General features: G+C 66.4%; 24 protein-coding genes. 11 read left to right on the top strand and 13 right to left on the bottom strand.

Going from position 1 to position 21034, the window contains the following annotated elements; all coding sequences use genetic code 11:
- The first annotated feature begins 137 nt into the window (after positions 1-137).
- The 3 genes from fumC to BZF59_RS03500 all read left to right on the top strand — a co-directional run bounded on the left by fumC (position 138) and on the right by BZF59_RS03500 (position 3689).
- Positions 138-1544 (top strand): class II fumarate hydratase, encoded by a 1407-nt coding sequence (fumC, locus tag BZF59_RS03510; RefSeq protein WP_086606870.1) that lies wholly within the window; start codon positions 138-140, stop codon positions 1542-1544.
- A gap of 119 nt (positions 1545-1663) precedes the next feature.
- On the top strand, positions 1664-2941 hold the full coding sequence (locus tag BZF59_RS03505) for a sensor histidine kinase (RefSeq protein ID WP_086606869.1): 1278 nt from the start codon (positions 1664-1666) through the stop codon (positions 2939-2941).
- Positions 2934-3689, top strand: a complete 756-nt coding sequence (locus BZF59_RS03500; RefSeq protein ID WP_086606868.1) for a LytR/AlgR family response regulator transcription factor — start codon at positions 2934-2936, stop codon at positions 3687-3689. Before BZF59_RS03505 ends, BZF59_RS03500 begins: the two co-directional genes overlap by 8 nt.
- 253 nt (positions 3690-3942) lie before the next feature.
- On the opposite strand, the gene BZF59_RS03495 is transcribed toward BZF59_RS03500, so the two are convergent.
- A complete protein-coding gene (locus BZF59_RS03495; protein ID WP_086606867.1) occupies positions 3943-4266 on the bottom strand; it encodes a UrcA family protein in 324 nt (107 codons plus the stop codon).
- 241 nt (positions 4267-4507) lie between these two features.
- On the opposite strand from BZF59_RS03495, the gene BZF59_RS03490 reads away from it, so the two are divergent.
- The 3 genes from BZF59_RS03490 to BZF59_RS03480 all read left to right on the top strand — a co-directional run bounded on the left by BZF59_RS03490 (position 4508) and on the right by BZF59_RS03480 (position 5927).
- A complete protein-coding gene (locus BZF59_RS03490; protein ID WP_086606866.1) occupies positions 4508-4780 on the top strand; it encodes a hypothetical protein in 273 nt (90 codons plus the stop codon).
- A gap of 8 nt (positions 4781-4788) precedes the next feature.
- A complete protein-coding gene (locus BZF59_RS03485; RefSeq protein ID WP_086606865.1) occupies positions 4789-5568 on the top strand; it encodes a metallophosphoesterase family protein in 780 nt (259 codons plus the stop codon).
- A 161-nt stretch (positions 5569-5729) separates the two neighbouring features.
- Positions 5730-5927, top strand: coding sequence for a hypothetical protein (locus tag BZF59_RS03480; protein WP_086606864.1), 198 nt, complete (start codon positions 5730-5732; stop codon positions 5925-5927).
- Between the two features lie 79 nt (positions 5928-6006).
- Here BZF59_RS03480 and rpsI read toward each other — a convergent pair whose 3' ends face one another.
- The 4 genes from rpsI to BZF59_RS03460 form a co-directional block, all read right to left on the bottom strand.
- Entirely contained in the window at positions 6007-6522 is a 516-nt protein-coding gene (gene rpsI, locus BZF59_RS03475) for a 30S ribosomal protein S9 (RefSeq protein WP_086606863.1), read from the bottom strand.
- Positions 6522-7001 (bottom strand): 50S ribosomal protein L13, encoded by a 480-nt coding sequence (rplM, locus tag BZF59_RS03470; RefSeq protein ID WP_086606862.1) that lies wholly within the window; start codon positions 6999-7001, stop codon positions 6522-6524. Before rplM ends, rpsI begins: the two co-directional genes overlap by 1 nt.
- A gap of 156 nt (positions 7002-7157) precedes the next feature.
- Positions 7158-7481: a divalent-cation tolerance protein CutA gene (gene cutA / locus BZF59_RS03465; RefSeq protein WP_086606861.1), complete on the bottom strand. Its 324-nt coding sequence runs from the start codon at positions 7479-7481 to the stop codon at positions 7158-7160.
- On the bottom strand, positions 7478-8539 hold the full coding sequence (locus BZF59_RS03460; RefSeq protein WP_086606860.1) for a COX15/CtaA family protein: 1062 nt from the start codon (positions 8537-8539) through the stop codon (positions 7478-7480). Before BZF59_RS03460 ends, cutA begins: the two co-directional genes overlap by 4 nt.
- Before the next feature lie 154 nt (positions 8540-8693).
- Between BZF59_RS03460 and BZF59_RS03455 the strand changes: the two genes are divergently transcribed.
- The 4 genes from BZF59_RS03455 (at position 8694) to BZF59_RS03440 (ending at position 11074) form a co-directional block, all read left to right on the top strand.
- Entirely contained in the window at positions 8694-9083 is a 390-nt protein-coding gene (locus BZF59_RS03455) for a MerC domain-containing protein (protein WP_086606859.1), read from the top strand.
- Between the two features lie 53 nt (positions 9084-9136).
- Positions 9137-10111, top strand: a complete 975-nt coding sequence (gene thiS, locus BZF59_RS03450; protein WP_086606858.1) for a sulfur carrier protein ThiS — start codon at positions 9137-9139, stop codon at positions 10109-10111.
- A 195-nt stretch (positions 10112-10306) separates the two neighbouring features.
- Positions 10307-10819 carry a hypothetical protein gene (locus tag BZF59_RS03445; RefSeq protein WP_086606857.1) on the top strand — a complete coding sequence of 171 codons (513 nt, stop codon included), beginning with the start codon at positions 10307-10309 and terminating at the stop codon, positions 10817-10819.
- A gap of 12 nt (positions 10820-10831) precedes the next feature.
- Positions 10832-11074 (top strand): ribbon-helix-helix domain-containing protein, encoded by a 243-nt coding sequence (locus tag BZF59_RS03440; RefSeq protein ID WP_086606856.1) that lies wholly within the window; start codon positions 10832-10834, stop codon positions 11072-11074.
- Here the strand turns inward: BZF59_RS03440 and BZF59_RS03435 are convergent.
- A complete protein-coding gene (locus BZF59_RS03435) occupies positions 11068-11304 on the bottom strand; it encodes a hypothetical protein (RefSeq protein ID WP_086606855.1) in 237 nt (78 codons plus the stop codon). The two genes, BZF59_RS03440 and BZF59_RS03435, sit on opposite strands and share 7 nt — an antisense overlap.
- 61 nt (positions 11305-11365) lie before the next feature.
- The gene (murA, locus tag BZF59_RS03430; protein WP_086606854.1) at positions 11366-12646 is read right to left on the bottom strand and encodes a UDP-N-acetylglucosamine 1-carboxyvinyltransferase; all 1281 of its coding nucleotides are present in this window, start codon (positions 12644-12646) and stop codon (positions 11366-11368) included.
- Between the two features lie 139 nt (positions 12647-12785).
- Here murA and BZF59_RS03425 point away from each other — a divergent pair, with 139 nt between their 5' ends.
- The gene (locus BZF59_RS03425; RefSeq protein ID WP_086606853.1) at positions 12786-13664 is read left to right on the top strand and encodes a UTP--glucose-1-phosphate uridylyltransferase; all 879 of its coding nucleotides are present in this window, start codon (positions 12786-12788) and stop codon (positions 13662-13664) included.
- 36 nt (positions 13665-13700) lie between these two features.
- Here the strand turns inward: BZF59_RS03425 and BZF59_RS03420 are convergent, their stop codons facing one another.
- The 6 genes from BZF59_RS03420 to BZF59_RS03395 all read right to left on the bottom strand — a co-directional run bounded on the left by BZF59_RS03420 (position 13701) and on the right by BZF59_RS03395 (position 21031).
- Positions 13701-15494 carry a flotillin family protein gene (locus BZF59_RS03420; RefSeq protein ID WP_086606852.1) on the bottom strand — a complete coding sequence of 598 codons (1794 nt, stop codon included), beginning with the start codon at positions 15492-15494 and terminating at the stop codon, positions 13701-13703.
- A gap of 27 nt (positions 15495-15521) precedes the next feature.
- Positions 15522-16151 carry an OB-fold-containig protein gene (locus tag BZF59_RS03415; protein ID WP_086606851.1) on the bottom strand — a complete coding sequence of 210 codons (630 nt, stop codon included), beginning with the start codon at positions 16149-16151 and terminating at the stop codon, positions 15522-15524.
- A gap of 116 nt (positions 16152-16267) precedes the next feature.
- Entirely contained in the window at positions 16268-17572 is a 1305-nt protein-coding gene (locus BZF59_RS03410; protein WP_245806003.1) for a cytochrome P450, read from the bottom strand.
- Complete coding sequence (locus BZF59_RS03405; protein ID WP_211277348.1) at positions 17569-19110, bottom strand: acyl-CoA synthetase; 1542 nt, start codon at positions 19108-19110, stop codon at positions 17569-17571. Before BZF59_RS03405 ends, BZF59_RS03410 begins: the two co-directional genes overlap by 4 nt.
- 279 nt (positions 19111-19389) lie before the next feature.
- Positions 19390-20127, bottom strand: a complete 738-nt coding sequence (locus BZF59_RS03400) for a M23 family metallopeptidase (RefSeq protein WP_086606849.1) — start codon at positions 20125-20127, stop codon at positions 19390-19392.
- Positions 20128-20239: 112 nt separating this feature from the next.
- Positions 20240-21031: a ferritin-like domain-containing protein gene (locus BZF59_RS03395; protein WP_086606848.1), complete on the bottom strand. Its 792-nt coding sequence runs from the start codon at positions 21029-21031 to the stop codon at positions 20240-20242.
- Between the last annotated feature and the right edge of the window lie 3 nt (positions 21032-21034).

The raw sequence follows: 21034 nt of genomic DNA, 5'->3' as shown, positions 1-21034 counted from the left end.
TGCGCGGGCGCGGTTCCAAGCGCTTTGGCCCGGCTGGCGATTTCGCCCTTTGACCTCGCCGCCTCCCGGTGCTTAGGGGAGCGCCAAACCCTGTGGGGCGCAAATCGACTTAGTGAGGGATGGCTTCGATGAGTGACATGACGGCGAATGGCGCAGAGGTGCGGATCGAGACCGATTCGCTGGGCGAAGTGGCGGTTCCGGCGAACATGCATTGGGGCGCGCAGACGCAGCGCAGCATCGTCAACTTCCCGATCGGCGGCGAAAAGATGCCGCCTGCGCTGGTGCGCGCGCTGGGTGTGCAGAAGCTGTCGGCGGCCAAGGCCAACATGAAGCTGGGCGTGCTCGATCCGAATCTGGGCGAGGCGATCGTCCAGGCCGCGCGCGAGGTGATTGACGGGACGCTCGCCGACCAGTTCCCGCTAGTGGTGTGGCAGACCGGCAGCGGCACACAGTCGAACATGAACGCCAACGAAGTGATCGCGAGCCGCGCGAACGAGATTCTCACCGGCCAGAAGGGCGGCAAGAGCCCGGTCCACCCCAATGATCACTGCAACATGGGCCAGTCGTCCAACGACACCTTCCCTACTGCGATGCACATCGCCGCGGCGAGCGAGGCGATCGACCACCTGATCCCGGCCTTACGGAAGCTGCACGGCGCGCTCGATGCCAAGGCGAAGGAATTCGCCGACATCGTCAAGATCGGCCGCACCCACTTGCAGGACGCGACCCCGATGACGCTGGGGCAGGAGTTCTCGGGCTACGCCAAGCAGATCGAATATGGCATCGCGCGGGTCGAGGCGGCGCTGCCGCGCGTGCTCGAGCTGGCGCAGGGCGGGACCGCCGTGGGCACCGGGATCAACGCCAAGGTCGGCTTCGATGTCGCCTTCGCCGCCGAAGTCGCGGACTTCACCGGCCACGCCTTCGTCACCGCGCCCAACAAGTTCGAAGCGCTCGCCGCGCATGATGCGATGGTGGAGATTTCGGGCGCGCTGAACGTGCTTGCAGTCAGCCTGATGAAGATCGCCAACGACATCCGCCTGCTGGGCTCCGGCCCGCGCTCGGGTCTCGGCGAGCTGAGCCTCCCCGCCAACGAGCCGGGCTCCTCGATCATGCCGGGCAAGGTCAACCCGACCCAGTGCGAGGCGATGACGATGGTTTGCGCGCAGGTGATGGGCAACCACATGACCGTGACGGTGGCGGGATCGCACGGGCATCTGGAACTCAACGTCTTCAAGCCGGTGATGATCTACAACGTGCTCCAGTCGATGAAGCTGATCGGCGATGCGAGCCACGCCTTCACCGACAATTGCGTCGTGGGGATCGAGGCGAACACCACGCGCATCACCCAGCTGCTCAACGAAAGCCTGATGCTGGTGACCGCGCTCAACCTCCACATCGGCTACGACAACGCCGCCAAGATCGCCAAGAAGGCGCACGCGGAGGGCACCACGCTGAAGGAATCGGCGCTGGCGCTCGGGCTGCTGACCGAAGAGCAGTTTGCGCAGTGGGTCGTGCCCTCGGATATGATTAAGCCGCGGGATTAAGTGCCGTTGGTCGATTGTGAACAGCCGTTCATCTTTCGACCAAGGCGAGTCTCCGCCCGACAACCTTCGCCCCGCCCGCTAGCTTTCGCCGGGCGGGCGCAGTATCGCTGATTGCCATAATGGCGATTACCAACACCCACGACACCGCGCCCGACGGGTCCGTGCCGACCGTTTCGTTCCGCACGGTGCTGTTCTCGATGATCGTGCTGTGGGCTACCTATTTCATCCTCACCACCGTGCGCGCGATGGTGATGGATTTCGATCTCCAGTTCGAGCTCGGTTGGCGGCGCCTGCTGGTGACGGTGATCGGGGTCGGCTTCACCATCGTGCTGTGGCTGCTGCTGCGCCTGTTCGACACCCGCCCGCTGTGGATCAAGATTTCCGGCGCGATCGTGCTGGCGATGCCGGTCGCGCTGGGGATCGGGCAGGTCAATTACCTCGTGTTCAAGGACATGGAGTTCGCCCAGCGACAAGCCTATGCCGAGAAATACAACCTCAACCTGCGCCGCGACGAAAGCGGCAACTTGTTGATCGATGTACCCGTACGTCGCCCTGCCCCGCCGGGACAGACCGCCGGAAACGGCACGCAAACACCTCAGGACGAGGTGGTGGATTCACAGAGCGTGCTGATCGAGTCGGCCGAAACCAGCGCAGATTTCTGGCGCAAGCTGCTCGACGTGGCGCTGGGGCGCTATTTCCTGCTGCTCGCCTGGGCCTCGACCTATTTCGCGCTGCTGGCCGGGGTGCAGGCGCGTGCGGCGCAGCGGCGCGAGGAGCAGTTCCGCTCCGCCGCCAAGGCCGCCGAACTGCTGTCCCTGCGCTATCAGGTGAACCCGCATTTCCTGTTCAATACGCTCAATTCGCTCTCGGCGCTGGTGATGACCGGCAAGGCCGAGCGGGCCGAGCGGATGATCCAGACGATCAGCCGCTTCTACCGCCACAGCCTCGCCAACGAGCCCACCGCCGATGTGTCGCTGATCGACGAGTTCGACCTGCAGAAGCTCTATCTCGATATCGAGGCGGTGCGCTTTCCCACGCGGCTTGTGACGGTGTTCGATCTGCCTGCCGATCTCGAGGACGCGCGCGTGCCGGGGATGATCCTGCAACCGCTGGTCGAGAATTCGGTGAAATATGCGGTCTCGCCGGTCTCGCGCCCCGTCACGATTACGATGGCCGCGCGTGAGGAATTCGACCGGCTGGTGATCACCGTGGGCGACGATGGCCCCGGCGTGCCGCAGGGCACACGGCACGGCTTCGGCATCGGGCTCGCCAATGTGCGTGACCGGCTGGAGGCGCGCTTCGGCCCCGATATCGGCTTTTCCTCCGCCCCCGTGCCGGGCGGCTATTGCACCGAAATCCGCATCCCCCTGACCAGAACCACGAGCCGCCATGTCTGATCCGCAAGCCGACACCGCCGCCCTCAGAACCCTGATCGTCGACGACGAACCGCTCGCGGTTGAGCGTGTTCAGGTGATCTGCGCCGAGATCCCCGCGGTGCGCGTGGTCGGCACCGCCAGCGATGGCGCCGCGGCGCTGCGGCTGGCCGAGAAGCTGACGCCCGATCTGGTGCTGCTCGACATGACCATGCCCGAGCTCGACGGCCTCGGCGTCGCGCGCCACTTTGCCGCGCAGCCGCAGGCCCCGGTGGTGATCTTCGTCACCGCGCATGACCACTTCGCGGTCGAGGCCTTCGATCTGGAAGCGGTCGACTATGTGCTGAAGCCCGTCTCCGCCGACCGGCTGGAGCGCGCGATCGAGCGCGCGGTCGCCCGCCGTGGGCAGCGGCGCGAGAAGCAGGGCCGCTATCTCGACGAGCTGTGGGTGCCGCACCGCTCCGAGCTGCTGCGCATCGCGGTGAGCGAGGTCCACCAGATCGATGCCGAGCGCGATTATGTGCGGCTCCATGTCGGCGGGGCCGAGGGCGGGCGTTCCTACCTGCTGCTGCAGACGATCGCGGGGCTGGAAGAACGGCTCGATCCCGAACAGTTCATCCGCATCCACCGCTCCACCATCCTGCGCCGCGACCATATCCGCGGGCTGCGCCACGATGGCCTCGGCGTGTGGTCGGCGGAACTGGTGAACGGCGAGGCGCTGCGCATCGGCCGCACCTATCTGGCGCGCGTCAAGGCGATGGCCGGAAGGTGAGTGGTTGATTGCGGGTTCGCTGACGCGAACCACAGACCACCCGCCCCGCCTCCCCACCCGGCCACCAAGAATACCATTACGGTATGGTGGCCGGGTGGGGAGGTGGGGCGGGGGGTCTGCGCCACCGAAGGTGGCTACCAAACAAAGAGCACAAAAAAACGGCCCGAACCCCAAGGGACTGGAGGGGTTCGGGCCTTAGGATGCACCATCCCGCCTGCGGGGCGAGGGACGGCGCAAGCTGGGTAAGCGCAGATCAGCCGCCGCGCCGTTCGTTCGACAGCAGTAGCGCGACCTGCTGGCGCGCATCGGCGCGGGCCTTGGCGAGGCAGGTGCGGGCCTCATCGCTCATCACGCGCGAACCGGTCTGGGCACTGGTGGTGCGGCATACGCTGCGCACGGCCTTTTCGACGCGCTGATCGAGGGTCTTTTGACCCTTGACCGTGCCGAGATCGAGATCGGCGGTGTCGACGCTGATCGTCATCGTCTGCACTTCGCCGGCCAGCGCCGGGCTGATCGCGGCGCCGGCCATGCCGATCGCCGCAAGGGTGTGGGTGATTGTTTTCGCAAGGGGTTTCATCTCTCTCTTCCTCCGTTTGGCAGGCGGCCTGTGATCGGGTGCCAAGAACTTTGGGGGCCCGATTGGGGGGGATGAGGCATCCTGCTGAAACCTGTTCTACGCCCCCACCAGTCCCCGATCATGCGACCTTCGATCAACCCCGTCCGCTCGCTCGACCGGGGCAGCGGCGCGATGACCAATGGCGCCAGCGCGCGGACAAATGGCGGTTTGCAATCGACCAGCGCAGCGCCATAGTGGGGGCATGACCTGGGCGACGGTGATCATCTTCCTGATGGGAATCGCCAATTTCGCGATCAACCGCGCGGTGTTCGACAGCGGCCACCCGCTGTTCGTGCGCCTGCCGCAGGCGAGCCAGACGCTCGGTAGCCGCGCCGCGCTGGTCAGCGAATTCGTGGTGCTGTGGGTGGCGCTGCTGTTGTCGGTCCGCGGCTGGCCGATCTTCGCCTATTTCTATGGGATCTACACCATCGCCAATGGCTTTGCGGCGTGGCTTATCCTGACCCGGCGACTATAGGCGCGGGCATGACGACCCGGTTGTTCCATATCAGCGATGTCCATTTCGGCGTGGAGGACCGCGCCGCGCTCGATGCGGTGGCGGCGGCGGTCGCGGCCGAGCGTCCGGCGGCGGTGGTGTGCACCGGCGACCTGACCCAGCGCGCCAAGCATTCCGAATATGCCGCAGCGCAGGCGTGGTTTGCCGGGCTGGGGGTGCCGGTGGTGCTCGAACCGGGCAATCACGACATGCCCTATTACAACCCGTGGGAGCGCTTCACCGATCCCTTCCGGCGGTTCGAGACCCTGCGCGCCGCGGTGGCGGGCGGATTTGAATCCGAGGATGTGGTGCTGGTGCCGCTGCGCACCACCGTGCGGGCACAGCGGCGGTTTCCGTGGTCGGACGGGGTGGTGAAGCCCGCTGCCCTCAGCAGCACGCTCGCCGCGCTCGAGGCGCTGAAGGGCGATCCGCGCACCGTGATCGTAATCGCGCATCACCCGCTGCTCGGCCCGGCGGGGGCGCAGCGCAATCCCACCATCGGCGGGGATGCCGCCTTTGCCGCGCTGGCGGCGGCGGGGGCCCATGCGGTGATTTCGGGCCATGTCCATGTGCCCTTCGACGAGCAGCGCGAGAGCGGCGGGCAGGCGATGCGGACGATCGGCACCGGCACGCTCTCCACCCGGCTGCGACACGATGCCCCGGCCAGCTGGCGGGTGATCGACTGCGCGCCCGGCGGGGTGATCGACACCCACTTGCGGCTGATCGCGCCGCTCGGTTCGGGCGCCGACCTGACGCCCTCGGTAACCTGACGGGGGGAAAGCTTAACCTTTTCTCTATTTCCCGTGTTAAGGAATTCTTCGGTATATTGCACGCGCAGGCGGGGGTGGTCTGCAACAACCAGTGCTGCCCGACCTGTCCTGTTCAACCGATGCGCCGCCTGGTGCGGCGCGTGAGATGAAGGGGATTTGCGATGGATCTCATCAAGTCTGTCATGCTCGGCGCGGTGCTTTCGGTCACGCTCGCTCTGGTGATCGGCGCGCAGGGGACGAGCGCAGGGCCCCTGGCGATCCACATGGTCAATATCGCGCAGACCAAGTTCTTCTGGTCGTGGCCGATCTTCTTTTCGGGAACCGGTCTGTCGTTCGGGGTGATGCTGCTGCAGCGCTGACCGGCTCCGGCAGCGCGGCACGAAAAAGGGCGGCTCCCTCGCAGGAGCCGCCCTTTTTGTGTCCCCTTGGGGAAAGGTCTTAGCGCTTCGAGAACTGGAAGCTGCGGCGGGCCTTGGCCTTGCCGTACTTCTTGCGCTCCACCACGCGGCTGTCGCGGGTGAGGAAGCCTTCGGCCTTCACCGCGCTGCGCAGCTCGGGCTCGTACTTGGTCAGCGCCTGAGCGATGCCGTGCTTCACGGCGCCCGCCTGGCCCGACAGACCGCCGCCGCGCACGGTGGCGACGACGTCATACTGGCCGGCACGGTCGGTGACGGTGAAGGGCTGGTTGATCACCAGACGCAGGGTCGGACGCGCGAAATAGGTTTCCTGATCGCGGCCGTTGATGGTGATCTTGCCGGTGCCGGGCTTGACCCACACGCGGGCAACCGCGTCCTTGCGACGGCCGGTGGCGTAGGAACGGCCCTGCGCATCGATTTCGCGGTCGCGCAGCGGCGCGGCGACGCGGGCGATTTCGGCGGCGTCACCCTGCGGGGCGTTGCCGGCGATGTCCTTGAGATCGGCGAGATCCGAGACGGTGGTGGTTTCGTCAGCCATTATGCGGCCACCTTGTTCTTGCGGTTCATGGAAGCGACGTCGAGCACCTGCGGCTTCTGGCCGTCATGCGGGTGCTCGGTGCCGACATAGAGGTGCAGCGCCTTCATCTGCTGACGGCCGAGCGGACCGCGCGGAATCATGCGCTCGACAGCCTTTTCAAGCACGCGCTCGGGGAAACGGCCGCCCAGCACCTTGGCCGGGGTGGTTTCCTTGATGCCGCCGGGGTGGCCGGTGTGCTTGTAATAGACCTTGTCGCCCATCTTCTTGCCGGTGAACTGCACCTTGTCGACGTTGATGACGATCACGTGATCGCCGCAATCGACGTGCGGGGTGTAGCTCGGCTTGGTCTTGCCGCGCAGGATGTTGGCGATGATCGAGGCCAGACGACCCACGACGAGACCGTCGGCGTCGATGATGTGCCAGTTCTTTTCGACCTCGGCCGGTTTGATCGACCGGGTCTGCTTGGTGAGCGCCTTCATGGCATGTGTCCTTGGTTCGAAACTGTCTGCCGGGAATGATCCGGGAGAATCACCCGCCAGGCCCGCGGCCCGGTTGGCGAAGTGGCGCGCAAATGTCGGTTGAGGGGCGCGAAGTCAAGCAAAAGCGCCATTTCTCGATACGGTAAAATAATACCGCTACCCCGGAATGCTCCCTGCCAGCCACGTGAAAGTCGCCGGATGGGCGGCGTCGGCGTGCCAGCCGATCACTGCCGGGGTGTCGTAGGGATGAAGCTCGCCCAGCCGCTCGATCACGTCTTCGAGCCGCTCGGAGGTGGTCTTGCACAGCACGCCCACCTCGCTCCCGACCGCGCGGGCGCCGTCCCAGACGAAGCGGCTTTCGACGGAGCCGAGGATATTCGCGCAGGCGATCAGACGGTCATCGAGCAGCGCATCGGCGGCGACGCGGGCGCTCTCGATTTCGGGAAAGGGGCACCAGACCAGCGCCGCGCCGGGCATCATGCCCGCCCATAGGAGTGCATCGCCCGCACCGTCGCCACCACGGTCAGCGCGCCGACCAACTGGTGCGCGGCGGCGATCCACAGCGAGACGCCGCTCATCACCGTGGCGATGCCGAGCAGCACCATCGTCCCGAAGGCGGTGTGGACCAGCACGCTATCGATACGCGCGGTCTTGCGCACCGCGCGCGCCAGCCACACCAGCGCGGCGACCGCGACCCACGCCCACCAGCGGTGCAGGAAGTGGAGGAGGAAGGGATCGTTGGTGAGCGTCCACACCGCGCCCTGCGACCAGTCCACCTCGGGCACCAGCCGCCCGTTCATCAGCGGCCAGTCATTCGCGGCCAGCCCGGCATTGAGCCCCGCCACCCACGCGCCGAGCAGCAGCTGGACGAACAGGACGAAGCCGACCAGCGCCGCCCCGGCCTTGAGCGGCGCGGGCGGCGCGGCTGGGTCACGGGCGAGCTGCCGCAGATCGCGCGCGGTCCACACCAGTCCCGCCAGCAGGAACAGCGCGGTCAGCAAGTGGGCCGAGAGGCGGAAGTGGCTGACATCGGTGAGATCGGTGTTCCCGACGCCCGAGGATACCATATACCAGCCCAATGTGCCCTGCCCGCAAATCAGCGCGAACATTGCAGCCAGCCGCCAGCCGTATCCGAGCGGAATCATCCGCCGCGCCGCGAAAAACATCAGCGGCAGCAGGAAGGCGAGCCCGATTACCCGGCCAAGAATCCGGTGGAACCACTCCCAGAAGAAGATCAGTTTGAAGGCCGCCAGGTCCATCCCCGCTGGGCCGGCTTCCATCCGGAATTCTGCCGTCGCCTGATACTTGGCGAATTCGGCCTGCCACGCGGCTTCGGTCAGGGGCGGCAGGACTCCGCTGACGACATTCCATTCGGTGATCGACAATCCGCTCTCAGTCAGCCGGGTGATACCGCCGACCAGCACGATCAGTACGACCAGCGCCGCCACTACAGAGAGCCAGTGCGCCAGCACCAGCGGGCGCGCATCGCTCGCTGTTGCGGGACGGAACAGGTTCGAAACGGAGGCAGATGTAGCCATGACGCGCCGGTCTTTGTCCCTCTGCCGCCCCGCACGCAAGCCTGTTTGCCGCAAATGCCGGTGCGGCACGTGCAAGCGCAGCGGCGACTGCCGGGATTCTCTCCGTCATTGCCGCTTGCGAAATGTAACAACATTACATATCTGGGGGTGGACAATGTCCCAGGATGCTTTCCCCTCCGCGAGTCGAACCTCGTTCCGGCGCCGACTCGATCAGATCGGGATCGGGCTGGCTGGCCTGTGCGCGGTGCATTGCCTGCTGACCATCGTGATCGTCTCGGCGCTGGGTGTGGGCGGGCATTTCCTGCTGGAAGAGAACATCCACCGCATCGGCCTGTTGCTGGCGCTCGTCGTGGCGGCGATCGCAATCGGCTGGGGCCTGCTGCGCCATGGGCGGATGCTGCCTTTTGCCATCGCGGCGGGCGGGCTCGCGCTGATGGCAGCGGCGCTGGTGGTGCCGCACGGAACCAACGAATTTGTGCTGACGCTGATCGGGGTCGCGCTGGTCTCGCTCGCGCACTGGCTGAACCTGCGCGCGGCGCACTGATCCTCGCAAAACGCGCGGTTGCACCTCAGCGGCGAGGGACTATGTCTCGCGACATGACCAAGAGCATCACCCTCAACGGCGCGCCCCACAACAGCAAGGCCGTCACCATCGCCGATCTGGTGCGCGAACTCGACCTTGCGCCCGAAAAGGTCGCGGTTGAGCGCAACGGCGAAATCGTCCCGCGCTCGACGCTGGGCGAGGCCGCGCTGGCGGAGGGCGACGTGCTTGAAATCGTGCACTTCGTCGGCGGAGGCGACCACGACGATACGTGGAGCGTCGCGGGCCGCACCTTCCGCTCGCGCCTGATCGTCGGCACGGGCAAGTACAAGAGCTTCGAGCAGAACGCCGCCGCGGTTGAAGCCAGCGGCGCGGAGATCGTCACCGTCGCGGTGCGGCGCGTCAATGTCAGCGACCCCAAGGCGCCGATGCTGACCGACTTCATCGACCCCAAGAAAATCACCTACCTCCCCAACACCGCCGGTTGTTTCACGGGGGACGAGGCCGTGCGCACGCTGCGGCTGGCGCGCGAGGCGGGGGGCTGGGATCTGGTGAAGCTGGAAGTGCTGGGCGAGGCGCGCACGCTCTACCCCGACATGCGCGAGACGCTGAAGGCCACCGAAGTGCTGGCGAAGGAGGGCTTTCACCCGATGGTCTATTGCGCCGACGATCCGATTGCAGCGAAGCAGCTCGAGGACGCAGGCGCGGTCGCTATCATGCCGCTGGGTGCGCCGATCGGTTCGGGGCTGGGCATCCAGAACCGCGTGACCATCCGCCTGATTGTCGAGGGTGCGAAGGTGCCGGTGCTGGTCGATGCAGGCGTGGGCACCGCGTCGGACGCGGCGGTCGGTATGGAGCTGGGCTGCGACGGCATCCTGATGAACACCGCCATCGCCGAAGCGAAAGACCCGATCCGCATGGCCCGCGCGATGAAACTCGCGGTCGAAGCCGGGCGCGAGGCCTACCTCGCGGGGCGCATGGCGCGGCGGATGTATGCCGATCCCAGCAGCCCGCTGGCGGGGTTGATCTGAGTTTTTTCACACGAAGACACGAAGATCGTGGTGCTTGTGGCCCGCGAGGGCCTCTTCAATGGTACCTCGTCCCGTTCAGGGGCGCGGCTTCGCCGCATTGACCGCCATCTTCGTGTCTTCGTGTGAGGACAAATCACCTAACCTTAAATTAACCACGTCGTGCGACGTTCTCCCTGTCCAGAGGAGACACGCGCCATGATGATGCCGATTGCCGAGATGCGGGAATTTGCCGGGTTCGCCCCTGCCGAGCAGCGCTATATCAAGCGCAGCCTCGATATCGGCCTCGCGCGCACCGATGCCTTCCGGCGCTGGGGCCGCTCCGAAAGCGAGAACACCGCGATCCGCCGCCAATATGTCGCCTATCAGGATCTGAAGGCCCTGCGCGGTCTCGTGCCGGTCGACGGCACCCCGCAAGAGGTCGAGCGCTTCCTCGGCAAGCTGGTGCGCATTGCCGCCTTCGATCTGGAGCAGGAGCGGCTGGCGAGCTTCTCGGCCTTCCGCTTCCTCTACGAACGCCTGCTGGGCGCGCGGGTGCGGCCCTGGCTCCCCGCCGCCTTCTGCGCCGCGAGCGCGCTGCCGAGCATCGCCCCGCAGCGCCGAAAGGTCCTGCTGCAAAGCTTGAGCGAAGCCGCCGCCACCGCGCCCGGCTGGTCGGAACGCGAGCCGGTGTTCCTGCCCGAATATGTGGACGATTTCGAAGCGGCCTAATAGTTACGAGGGATGGAGACACCTTCCCCCTATCACCCCCCGGTCAAGCGCTCGCTCAGCATCGCGGGCCACCAGACCTCGATCAGCCTCGAACCGCTGTTCTGGGATATGCTGAAGGCCGCCGCCACGCGCGAGGGACTGGCCGTGGCCGCCCTCGTCGCGCGGATCGACGCCGAGCGGATCAAGTCCCCCACCCCGCCCGGCCTCGCCAGCGCGATTCGGGTGTGGCTGGTGGGACAGATGGGGGATCAGTAATTGCCGGGCGGATCGCTGGCCGGGAAGCTCTCGTCGAGCTCCTGATCGGTTTCCGTCCATGCGCGCTTCACGGGATCGCGCATGGCGTTCGGCCCGGCATCGCGGACGGTCTGATGACCGTCGTCGGCCTGCCCCTGGGCAAAAGCGGCATTGCGCGTTCCGGTGTCGCGGGTGAAGTAGCGGTAACCGGCGTAACCGGCGGCGCCAAGGGCTGCTAATTTGAAGATCATGACTGTTTCCTGAGGTGGTTGACCTCGGAACAAGTCAGTGGCCCCGCTTTAAGGTCCCTGCCTAATCGTCCACCCGTTCGATATCCGCGCCGACCAGCTGGAGTTTCTCCTCCAGCCGCTCGTAGCCGCGGTCGAGGTGGTAGAGGCGGCGCACCGTGGTCTCGCCCTCGGCGGCCAGGGCGGCGATGACGAGACTCATCGAGGCGCGCAGGTCGGTTGCCATCACTTCGGCGCCGGTGAGGTGCTGCGCGCCCTTGACGATCGCGGTGCGCCCTTCGGTGGTGATGTCCGCACCCATCCGCGCCAGTTCGGGCACGTGCATGAAGCGGTTCTCGAAGATCGTCTCTTTCAGAACGCTCGCGCCTTCCGCCTTGCACAGCAGCGCCATCAGCTGCGCCTGCATGTCGGTGGCAAGGCCGGGGTAGGGCGCGGTGGTGAGGTTGGTGGCCTTCATCGCGCCATTGGCCTTCACGGTGACGCTCTTGGCGTCCCATTCGACATGAATGCCGATCGCCTGCAGCGCGTGGATGGTCGCCATCATGTCATCGGCCTTTGCGCCCTCCAGCCGCACCTCGCCCCCGGTGATCGCCGCGGCGCAGGCGTAGGAGCCGGCCTCGATCCGGTCGGGCATGACGCGGTAGGTCGCGCCGTGGAGGCGCTTGACGCCGTGGATCGTGAGGTTGGAGGTGCCGATCCCCTCGATCTCCGCCCCCATCGCGACGAGCATGTTGCACAGGTCGACGATCTCGGGCTCGCGCGCGGCGTTGAACAGCCGGCTAGTGCCATTGGCGAGCACCGCGGCCATCAGCGCGTTCTCGGTCGCGCCGACGCTGACGACGGGGAAGTCGAAATCCCCGCCCGGCATCCCACCATCGGGCTGGATCGCGCGGACATAGCCTGCGGCGAGCTCGATCTTCGCACCGAAGGCTTCCAATGCCTTGAGGTGCAGGTCAATCGGCCGGTTGCCGATCGCGCAGCCGCCGGGCATCGAGACGGTCGCCTCGCCCGCGCGGGCCAGCATCGGGCCGAGCACGAGGATCGAGGCGCGCATCTTGCGCACCAGATCATAGGGCGCGACCGTGGAGGTGATGCGGGTCGCCTCCATGCTCATCACCCGGCCGAAATCTTCCGGGCGCGTGCCCTGAATCACCGTGGTGACGCCGAACTGGTTCATCAGGTGCTGGAACCCGTCGATATCCGCCAGCCGCGGCAGGTTGCGCAGCGTCAGCGGCTCCTCTGTCAGGAGCGCGCAAGGGATCAGCGTGAGCGCGGCGTTCTTCGCGCCGGAAATGGGGATGGTGCCGGAAAGGCGGTTGCCGCCGCGGATGATGAGCTTGTCCATGTCCGCCAGCCTTAGCGAAAAGTGCTTCCCGCGCAACACGTCGCCGGGGGTTGCGCCGATCAATCATTGACCTCGTGCCGAGCGCGGGGCACGGGAACCCGGGCGCAGAACGATTGACCGAAGCCACCGAAGGTGCCGAATGTCTCCCAAGCCGATCCGCAAAGCCGTTTTTCCCGTTGCCGGTCTCGGCACGCGCTTCCTGCCCGCGACCAAGGTCGTGCCCAAGGAACTGCTGCCGGTGGTCGACCGTCCGCTGATTCAATACGCGGTGGACGAGGCGCGCGAGGCGGGGATCGAGCAGATGATCTTCGTCACCGGGCGCGGCAAGACCGGCATCGTCGAGCATTTCGACATCGCTTTCGAACTCGAACAGACCATGACCGAGCGGGGCAAGAGCCTCGATGTGCTCGAACCCACTCGCGCGACGCCGGGCGATGTGATCGCGGTGCGCCAGCAGGTGCCGCTCGGCCTCGGCCACGCGATCTGGTGCGCGCGCGCGATCGTGGGGGACGAGCCCTTCGCGATCTTCCTGCCCGACGAGCTGATGGTCGCGCGCGAGGGCGGCACGGGCTGTATGAAGCAGATGGTCGAGGCTTATAACGAGGTCGGCGGCAACCTCATATCGGTGCTGGAAGTGGCGATGGCGCAGGTCTCAAGCTACGGCGTGATCGACCCCGGCGAGGAACGCGGTGCGCTGACCGAGGTGAAGGGGCTGGTCGAAAAGCCCGCTGTCGCCGACGCCCCATCCAATAAAATCGTCTCGGGCCGCTACATCCTCCAGCCCGAGGTCATGCGGGTGCTGGAGAATCAGGGCAAGGGCGCGGGCGGCGAGATCCAGCTGACCGACGCGATGGCCAAGATGATCGGCCAGCAGCCGTTCCACGCGGTCACTTTCGACGGCAACCGCTACGACTGCGGCAGCAAGGTCGGCTTTGTCGAAGCGACGCTGGCGATTGCCCTCGCGCGGCCCGACATGGGCGAGGAAGTGCGCGCGATTGCGCTGAATCTGCTGAAGTAGGAGACGAGGGGCAGCACCGCCGCCCCTCTCACTCGGCTATTCCGCCGCTTCGCCCGTGGGGGCTTCCTCGGCGGTGTCATTGTCGCGCGCGATGGCCTTCTGTTTCGCAGGCTTGGCCGACTTCGAGGGGGCGGGTGCGGGCGGCACCTCGGCTTCCGCATCCGCTGCGCCCTTGACCAGCCCGCCGAGCGAGGAGCCGTCCAGCCCCAGTTCCTTCATCAGCCCGTCGAGCACCGGTGCCTGTGCGCGGTAAGCGAGCGCTGCCGACACCGCATCGCTGGCGAGGTTGCCGCTGCCGCCGCCCGAGCCGGATCCGCCGCCCGACCCATCGTTCGCCGCGCGCCCGCCATTGGTGAGCCCGTCGACCTGCACGATCTTGATCGAATCGATCGCCTCCATCGGCTTGGCGCTTTCGCGGATGACCTCGGGCAGCACCTTCAGCAGCGCCAGCTTGGTCTGCAGGCTGATCTGCTCCATCGAGAGGATGTTCGCCGCCTCGTTGATCGCGCGCTGGCCCGCCGCCTCGACCTCGAAGCGCACCCGCGCGGCTTCGGCGCGCAGCTTTTCGGCATCGGCCTCGCCCTGGGCTTCAAACTTGATCGCCTGCGCGCGGTTGGTCGCCGCGTCTTTCTCCGCCTCGGCCTGCACCTTGACCGCGATGGCATCGCGCTCGGCCTGCTTGGCGGCTTCGATCAGTTCGATCTTCTTCTGACGCTCGGCGATTTCGCTTTCGCGCGCGGTGGCGACGCGTTCCTCGGCCTCGACCGCCTTGGCGCGGGCATCATCGGCCTGCGCCTTGGCCTGGCTTTCCTCGCGGGACTTGTTCTGCACCGCGATCTGCTGTTCCTGCCGAGCGATTTCGAGCGCGCGCTGCTGGTCGATCCGCGCTTCTTCGACGAGCCTGTCGGCTTCGATCTGCTGGGCATCGACCTGTTTCTTGGCCTCGATCCGCGCGGCTTCGGCCTCGCGGTTCCGCTCGGCCTGTTCGCGCGCGATTTCCGCCGCCTGCCCGGCGCGTCGCACCTCGACCTCGCGCTCCTGCTCGAGCCGCGCATATTCCTGATCGCGGCTGATCTCGAAGCTCTTCTTGCTGGCTTCGAGGTTCTTGGTCTCGATCTCGACGCGGGTGTCCTGCTCGATATCGTTGCGCAGCTTCTTGCGCGCCTCGATCTGCTCGGTCAGCTTGGTCAGACCCTCGGCGTCGAAGGCGTTGTTGGCGTTGAAGTGCTCGATCGAGGTCTGGTCGAGCCCGGTGAGCGAGACCGACTCCAGCTCCAGCCCGTTCATCGCCAGATCGTTGGAGGAGACCTGCTGCACCTTCTGCACGAAGTCGGCGCGCTGTTCGTGTAGCTCGTTCATGGTCATCCCCGCCGCGACCGAGCGCAGCGCGTCGACGAATTTGCCTTCGACCAGATCCTTCAGCAATTCCGGCTGCATCGTGCGCTGGCCCAGCGTCTGCGCGGCCATCGCGATCGCGGTCGCATCGGGACGGACGCGGACGTAGAATTCCGCCTTCACGTCGATCCGCAGCCGGTCGAGCGTGATCAGCGCCTCGGTATCGCGGCGCACCACCGGCAGCACCAGCGTGTTCATGTTGACCGGCATGGTCTCGTGAAACACCGGGAAGACCAGCGCGCCGCCGTTCATCACTACCTTCTCGCCGCCCATGCCGGTGCGCACGAAGGCGGTTTCCTTCGAAGCGCGGCGGTAGAGCCGGATCAGGAAGGCGAAGAAGATGATGACGAACAGCAAGCCGCCGCCGCCGACCACCGCATAGGTAATCAGATCGGTGGTGCCGCCTGCGTCACCGGTGGTGGCCAGCGCCCCCATTGTGGTCAAAGCCATCTGCGTTCCCCTTTAATGTTCCAGCCCCAGATGCGGGCTTTCGTAATGCACGCCGAAGAAGGTCTCTCCCTCGCGGCGGACGAGCAGGACGGTATCGCCTGCGCGCAATTCCTGCGTCTGGTCGTGCGGTTCGACCATGACGAAATGGGCCTGGCCGTGGATGTCGATCACCTTGGCGCGCGCCGGGCTGCCGGGGCGCGCGATCCCGATCTGGATCTCGCCATCGCGCCGCAGCAGCTCGTCGAGCCCGATCGCGGTGGTCTCGTCCTTCGGCATCACCGCAGCGAGCGGGCGCATGGCGAGGCTGTTGAGCGGCAGCGCCGCGCCGCCCGCGGCGAGCGTCGCCCATCCGGCAGACAGCGGCGTGCCGATCAGGCTCGTCAGCAGCGATTGCCCGATCACGCCCACGGCGGCGAAGGTGAACAGCAGCGCCGCCAGCCAGATCAGCAGCGGCACCCGGCCGAGCCCCAGCAGCGTCGTCAAAGCATCGCCCAGCCCGCCCATTTCGAGCCCGTCAGGCGAATCGAACTCGGTCGCGCCTTCGATGGCTTCGCTGACGCCGCTGACTTGCAACAGCGCGATCACCCCGAGCACGCCGAGCGCGATCAGGAAGGGGAGGTTGTGCGGCTCCAGCAGGCTCATGCGGCCAACCCCGCGCAATCAAGGCGAACTGAAAATCCCATGCCCCAAGGCTAGGACAAACGGGATCGAAACCCTAGCGGAATCGGACCGGCGAATGCCGATTTTCGGCTGCGATATCAGGCTGGGACGACTCTGAGAGGAAGCGTCTTGAGTCCGCCGACAAAGGTGCTGCTGGCGCGGCTGGCCTCTCCCGCCGGTTCGACCGCCGCCACCCGGTCAAGGATCGCTTCGAACAGGATGCGCATTTCCAGCCGCGCCAGATGCAGGCCGAGGCACTGGTGCGCCCCCGCCCCGAACGCCAGATGTCGGTTGGGCGAGCGGGCGGCGTCGAAGCGGCGCGGGTCGGGGAATTGCGCGGGGTCGTGATTGGCGGCGACGTAGTTGATCATCAGCCAGTCGCCCGCCTTGATCTGCTGCCCGCCCAGCTCGCAATCCTCCGCCGCGGTGCGCATGAAGTGCTGCACGGGGGAGGTCCAGCGGATCGCTTCCTCGACGATGCCGGGGAGCAGCGAGCGGTCAGCGCGCACGCGGGCATATTGCTCGGGGTCGCGCGCGAGCGCCTGCATCGCGCCTGCGGTGCTGGCCGAGGTGGTGTCATGCCCCGCGGTGGCGACAATGATGTAATAGCCCGCCATGTCGCGCGGGGGGAGCGGCTGGCCGTCGACCAGCGCATTGGCGATGACGCTGGCGACATCGTCGGTCGGGTTCTGGCGGCGATCCTCAGCGATCTGCGCGAAGTAATCCTCGAAGGTCTTCACGGCCCCGGCGACGATCTGCACCACCTGTTCGGGGGTCATTTTGTCCATACCGCTGCCCGAGAGGTCCTTGTCCTGACCGCCGAACAATTGCTGGGTGAGCATCTGCATTCGCGGCTCGTCCTCCGGCGGCACGCCGAGGATCTGCATGACGACGCGCAAGGGGTAGGGGCCGGAGACTTCCTTGACGAAATCGACCTCGCTGCCGAGGCCCAGCATCCGGTCGACCGTCCGCGCCGCCAGCGCGCGCAATTCATCTTCCAGCCGCGCGAGGTTCCTCGGCATGAACCATTCCTGCGTCAGCTTGCGGTATTTCGGGTGGATCGGCGCGTCGAACACCACCAGCGAATCGACCAGCATGTTCGATCCGGTCGCCGCCCGGCTGAATTCGATCGCCTGGTTAAAGCTGAACACCACCGGGCGCGGGTTGTTGAGGAAACCGGCATTGTCCTTCGAAATGCGCATCACATCGTCATAGGCGGTGACGAGCCAGAAGGGGTCGAACAGTCCGGGGGTGTCGGGCTGCACCTTGACCACCGGCGTATCGGCGCGGATCGCATCGAAGGTGTCGAGCAGCCCGTCCCACTCGGCATAGGCGTGCGGATCGATCACCCGGCGGGCGATGTCGCCGGGCAGAACCGCCTCCGCGCTCACGCCTCCGGTCACTGGGCGGCTTCCTTCGCCCTGGCCGCATACTCATCGCGCAGTTCGCGCTTGTAGAGCTTGCCATTGGCCTCGCGCGGCAGATCGGGGCGGAAGTCGAACAGCTTGGGCATCTTGATCTTGGAGAGGCTCGGCGCGAGGAATTCGCGCAGCTCCGCCTCCAGTTCCGGCCCGGCTTGCGCCATGTCCTTCGGCTGCACCACCGCCACCACCTTCTCGCCGAGGTCGGGGCAGGGCGCGCCGATCACCGCGGCGTCCATCACCTTGGGATGGGTGACGAGCAGGTTCTCGATCTCCTGCGGGTAGATGTTCACGCCCCCGCTGATGATCATGTGGCTCTTGCGGTCGGTGAGGTAGAGGAAGCCGTCCTTGTCGAGATGCCCGATGTCGCCCAGCGTCATCCAGCCCTTGGGATGCATCGCCTCAGCCGTCTTGGCGGGATCGTTGTGGTAGGTGGGCAGCAGTGCGTTCTCGAAATAGATCAGCCCGTCCTGATCGGAGCCAAGCTCCCCGCCTTCCGGCCCGCAGATGTGGAGCGTCCCGTAGATCGCCTTGCCCACGCTGCCGGGGTGCGTGAGCCAGTCGGCCGAGCGGATCATGGTCATGCCGATGCTTTCACTGCCGGCGTAGTATTCGTTCACGATCGGCCCCCACCATTCGATCATCTCGCGCTTGATCGGCACCGGGCAGGGCGCGGCTGCGTGGAGCGCGCGTTGGTGGCTGGAAAGGTCGTAGCGCGTGCGGATCGCCGGATCGAGCTTGAGAAAGCGCACGAAATGCGTGGGCACCCACTGGCTGTCGGTGACCTTGTGGGTCTCGATCGCCTTCAGCGCCTCCTCGGGCTCGAACTTCTCCATCATCACCACCGTCCCGCCGAGTCGGTGGACCACCGAGCACCAGCCGATCGGCGCGGCGTGGTAGAGCGGGGCGGGGGAGAGGTAGATCATCGAACCATCGGCCGGCATCCCGGCGCCCATCACCGCAAGGCCCACCAGCGGCACGGTGGCCTGCGGATCGGGGTCTTCGGGCGGGGCGGGGCGGATGCCCTTGGGCCGTCCCGTGGTGCCGGAGGAATAGAGCATCACCATCCCTGCGCGCTGGTCGGGGATCGGCTCTGCGGGCTGTGCGGCGAGGGTGGCGGCGAAATCCTCGGTATCGCCCGACCCCATCACCAGCACGGCAAGGCCCGGGCACTCGGCGCGGATCGCATCGAGCATCCCGGCGAAATAACCGCTGGTGATCAGCAGCTTCGCCTGCGCGTCGCGGATAATATAGGCCGCTTCGGGCGCGGTCAGGCGCGAGGAGATCGGCACCAGCATCGTGCCCGCGCGCTGCGAGCCCCAGATCACGGTGAAATATTCGATCCGGTTTTCCAGCAGCACTGCGAAGGCATCGCCCTGACCCACGCCATGCGCGCGCAAGAGATGCGCGAAGCGGTTCGATTCCGCTTCCATCTCGCCATAGGTCATGCGCTGGCCCGAGCCGGTCATGATCACCGCCGGGTGATCGGGCCGGTTCGCGGCGTGCGCGGTGGGGTGCATCGCCATTGTCTCTCTCCCATGCGGCGCACGGCCCGGCATCCGGGCGCGGCGACACGCTCTCTCTCGCAACAAAATCTAGCGGGCGCGGGAACGCCCGCAAGCGAAAAGAGTATGGGAAATGCTACCGAATTTGGGGTACCCTTCCACGCTATCCGGGGGGCTCCTCAGGGATGGCAGACAAAAAAAGGCGGCGGGATAACCCGCCGCCCATGTTCGGACACCCTCTCCAATGTCCGGCCCGTTTGCACGGGCAATCTCGTCTGGCTTACGAGCCGGGCGTCATTCGCCGCCTTGGCCGGTGAGCCGTGCATCGCGGGCATAAGCCAGCTGTGCCTCGCTCTCCACCATATACGGAATCGGATTGACTGCAAGCCCATCCACGCGAACTTCGTAATGGAGGTGCGGGCCGGTCGAACGGCCGGTCGATCCGACATAGCCGATCAGGTCGCCCTTCTTGACGTTGTCGCCCGCCGCCACCGCAAGGCGCGACAGGTGGGCGTAGCGGGTTTCCATCGCGGCGCCATGGTTGATGCTGATGTAGAGCCCGTAGCTCGAATACCAGTCGGCGCGGCCGACGATGCCGTCGGCGGTGGCATAGACCGGGGTGCCGGTCGGCGCGGCGAGATCGATCCCGGTGTGCTGGCGGCGGCCGCCGAGCACCGGGTGGGTGCGCATCCCGAAGCTGCTGGTCAGCGATGCGCCTTCAAGCGGCATGCGCGAGGGCACCGAAATGCCCGTCACCGGAACCGGCGAGGAATAGGCGGCAACTTCATCCCCGGTGCCGAGGGTGGGCGCGGTGCGCTCCATCTGAGTCCAGCTGGAGAACAGCGTCTTGAAGCGCGCGTCACCATTGTCGACCACCGGGGTTTCCCCCTCCTTGAGCGGAGCGGTGACATCGGCGGCGGCAGTGCTGCTGCTGGTCGCGGTGTTGGCGAACGCCGGTGCGGCGGCGGAAACGAAAATGGCGGAGCACGCTGTGAAAGCGATTTTCAACACCTGGCGCACGGAACATTTCATACTGGACCCGGTTCCCGATTGCGGTGCGCCTTTTTCGAGGCTGTCACCGTTGGAAAATTCCGGCACGTCGATTGCGCGCCTTTTGCTGGAAGGTGGTTATCCGGCCAGATCGTTAATGCGCAATCTCCGCGTAGAATCCGCGCGACAAACCGGCTGCAAGACGGGCTGAGTCGTTGAACGGCGGCTTAATTGCCCCATGAAAGTGCCGTTTCACGAGGTCCTGCCACAGGGATTCTGGTGGACTTTGCGTCATTTCGGCACATCGCAAAAAGTGCTTGGTGCCCATCCCGACGTGGCGGATTTCGTCGTCAAGTATCCTTTCGAGAATTTTTGCGCCGTGTTTGTCGCCCGCCGCCGCGACCCGTTCGAGCGTCGCCGGGGTGACATCGAGCCCGCGCGCTTCGAGCACCATCGGCACCACGGCGAGCCGCGCGGCGACATCGTGTCGGGTGGCGTGCGCGGCCTCCCACAGCCCCGCGTGCGCCGGCAGCGCGCCGTAATGGCTGCCGAGCGATTCGAGCTTCCGCGCCAGCAGGGCGAAATGCATCGCCTCGTCCGCAGCGACGGCGAGGAAATCGCTTACGAAGTCCTCCCCCATCTCCGCCCCGAAGCGCCCGGCCATGTCGAGCGCCAAGTCGATCGCGACGAATTCGATATGCGCGAGGCTGTGCCACAGCGCGATCCGCCCGCGCTCGCTCCCGGCCTTGCGACGCTTGGGCATCTGGCCGGGCGGGAGCAGCTCGGGCGCGGCGGGCCAGGCGGGCCGGTCGGGCATCGCGACATCGAACTCCCACGCCAGATCGCCCCGCCGCCACGCACGCGCCACCTTGCGGGTGGCGAAGCACTTGGCGCGCGGGTCTGCGGTGAGCAGTGCGGCGCGGATAGCGCGGGCGACGGTGGTCACGGG

This window comes from Erythrobacter donghaensis (assembly GCF_002155425.1).
GTDB classification, from domain to species: domain Bacteria; phylum Pseudomonadota; class Alphaproteobacteria; order Sphingomonadales; family Sphingomonadaceae; genus Erythrobacter; species Erythrobacter donghaensis.
This window is presented reverse-complemented; position numbering and strand designations above follow the sequence as displayed.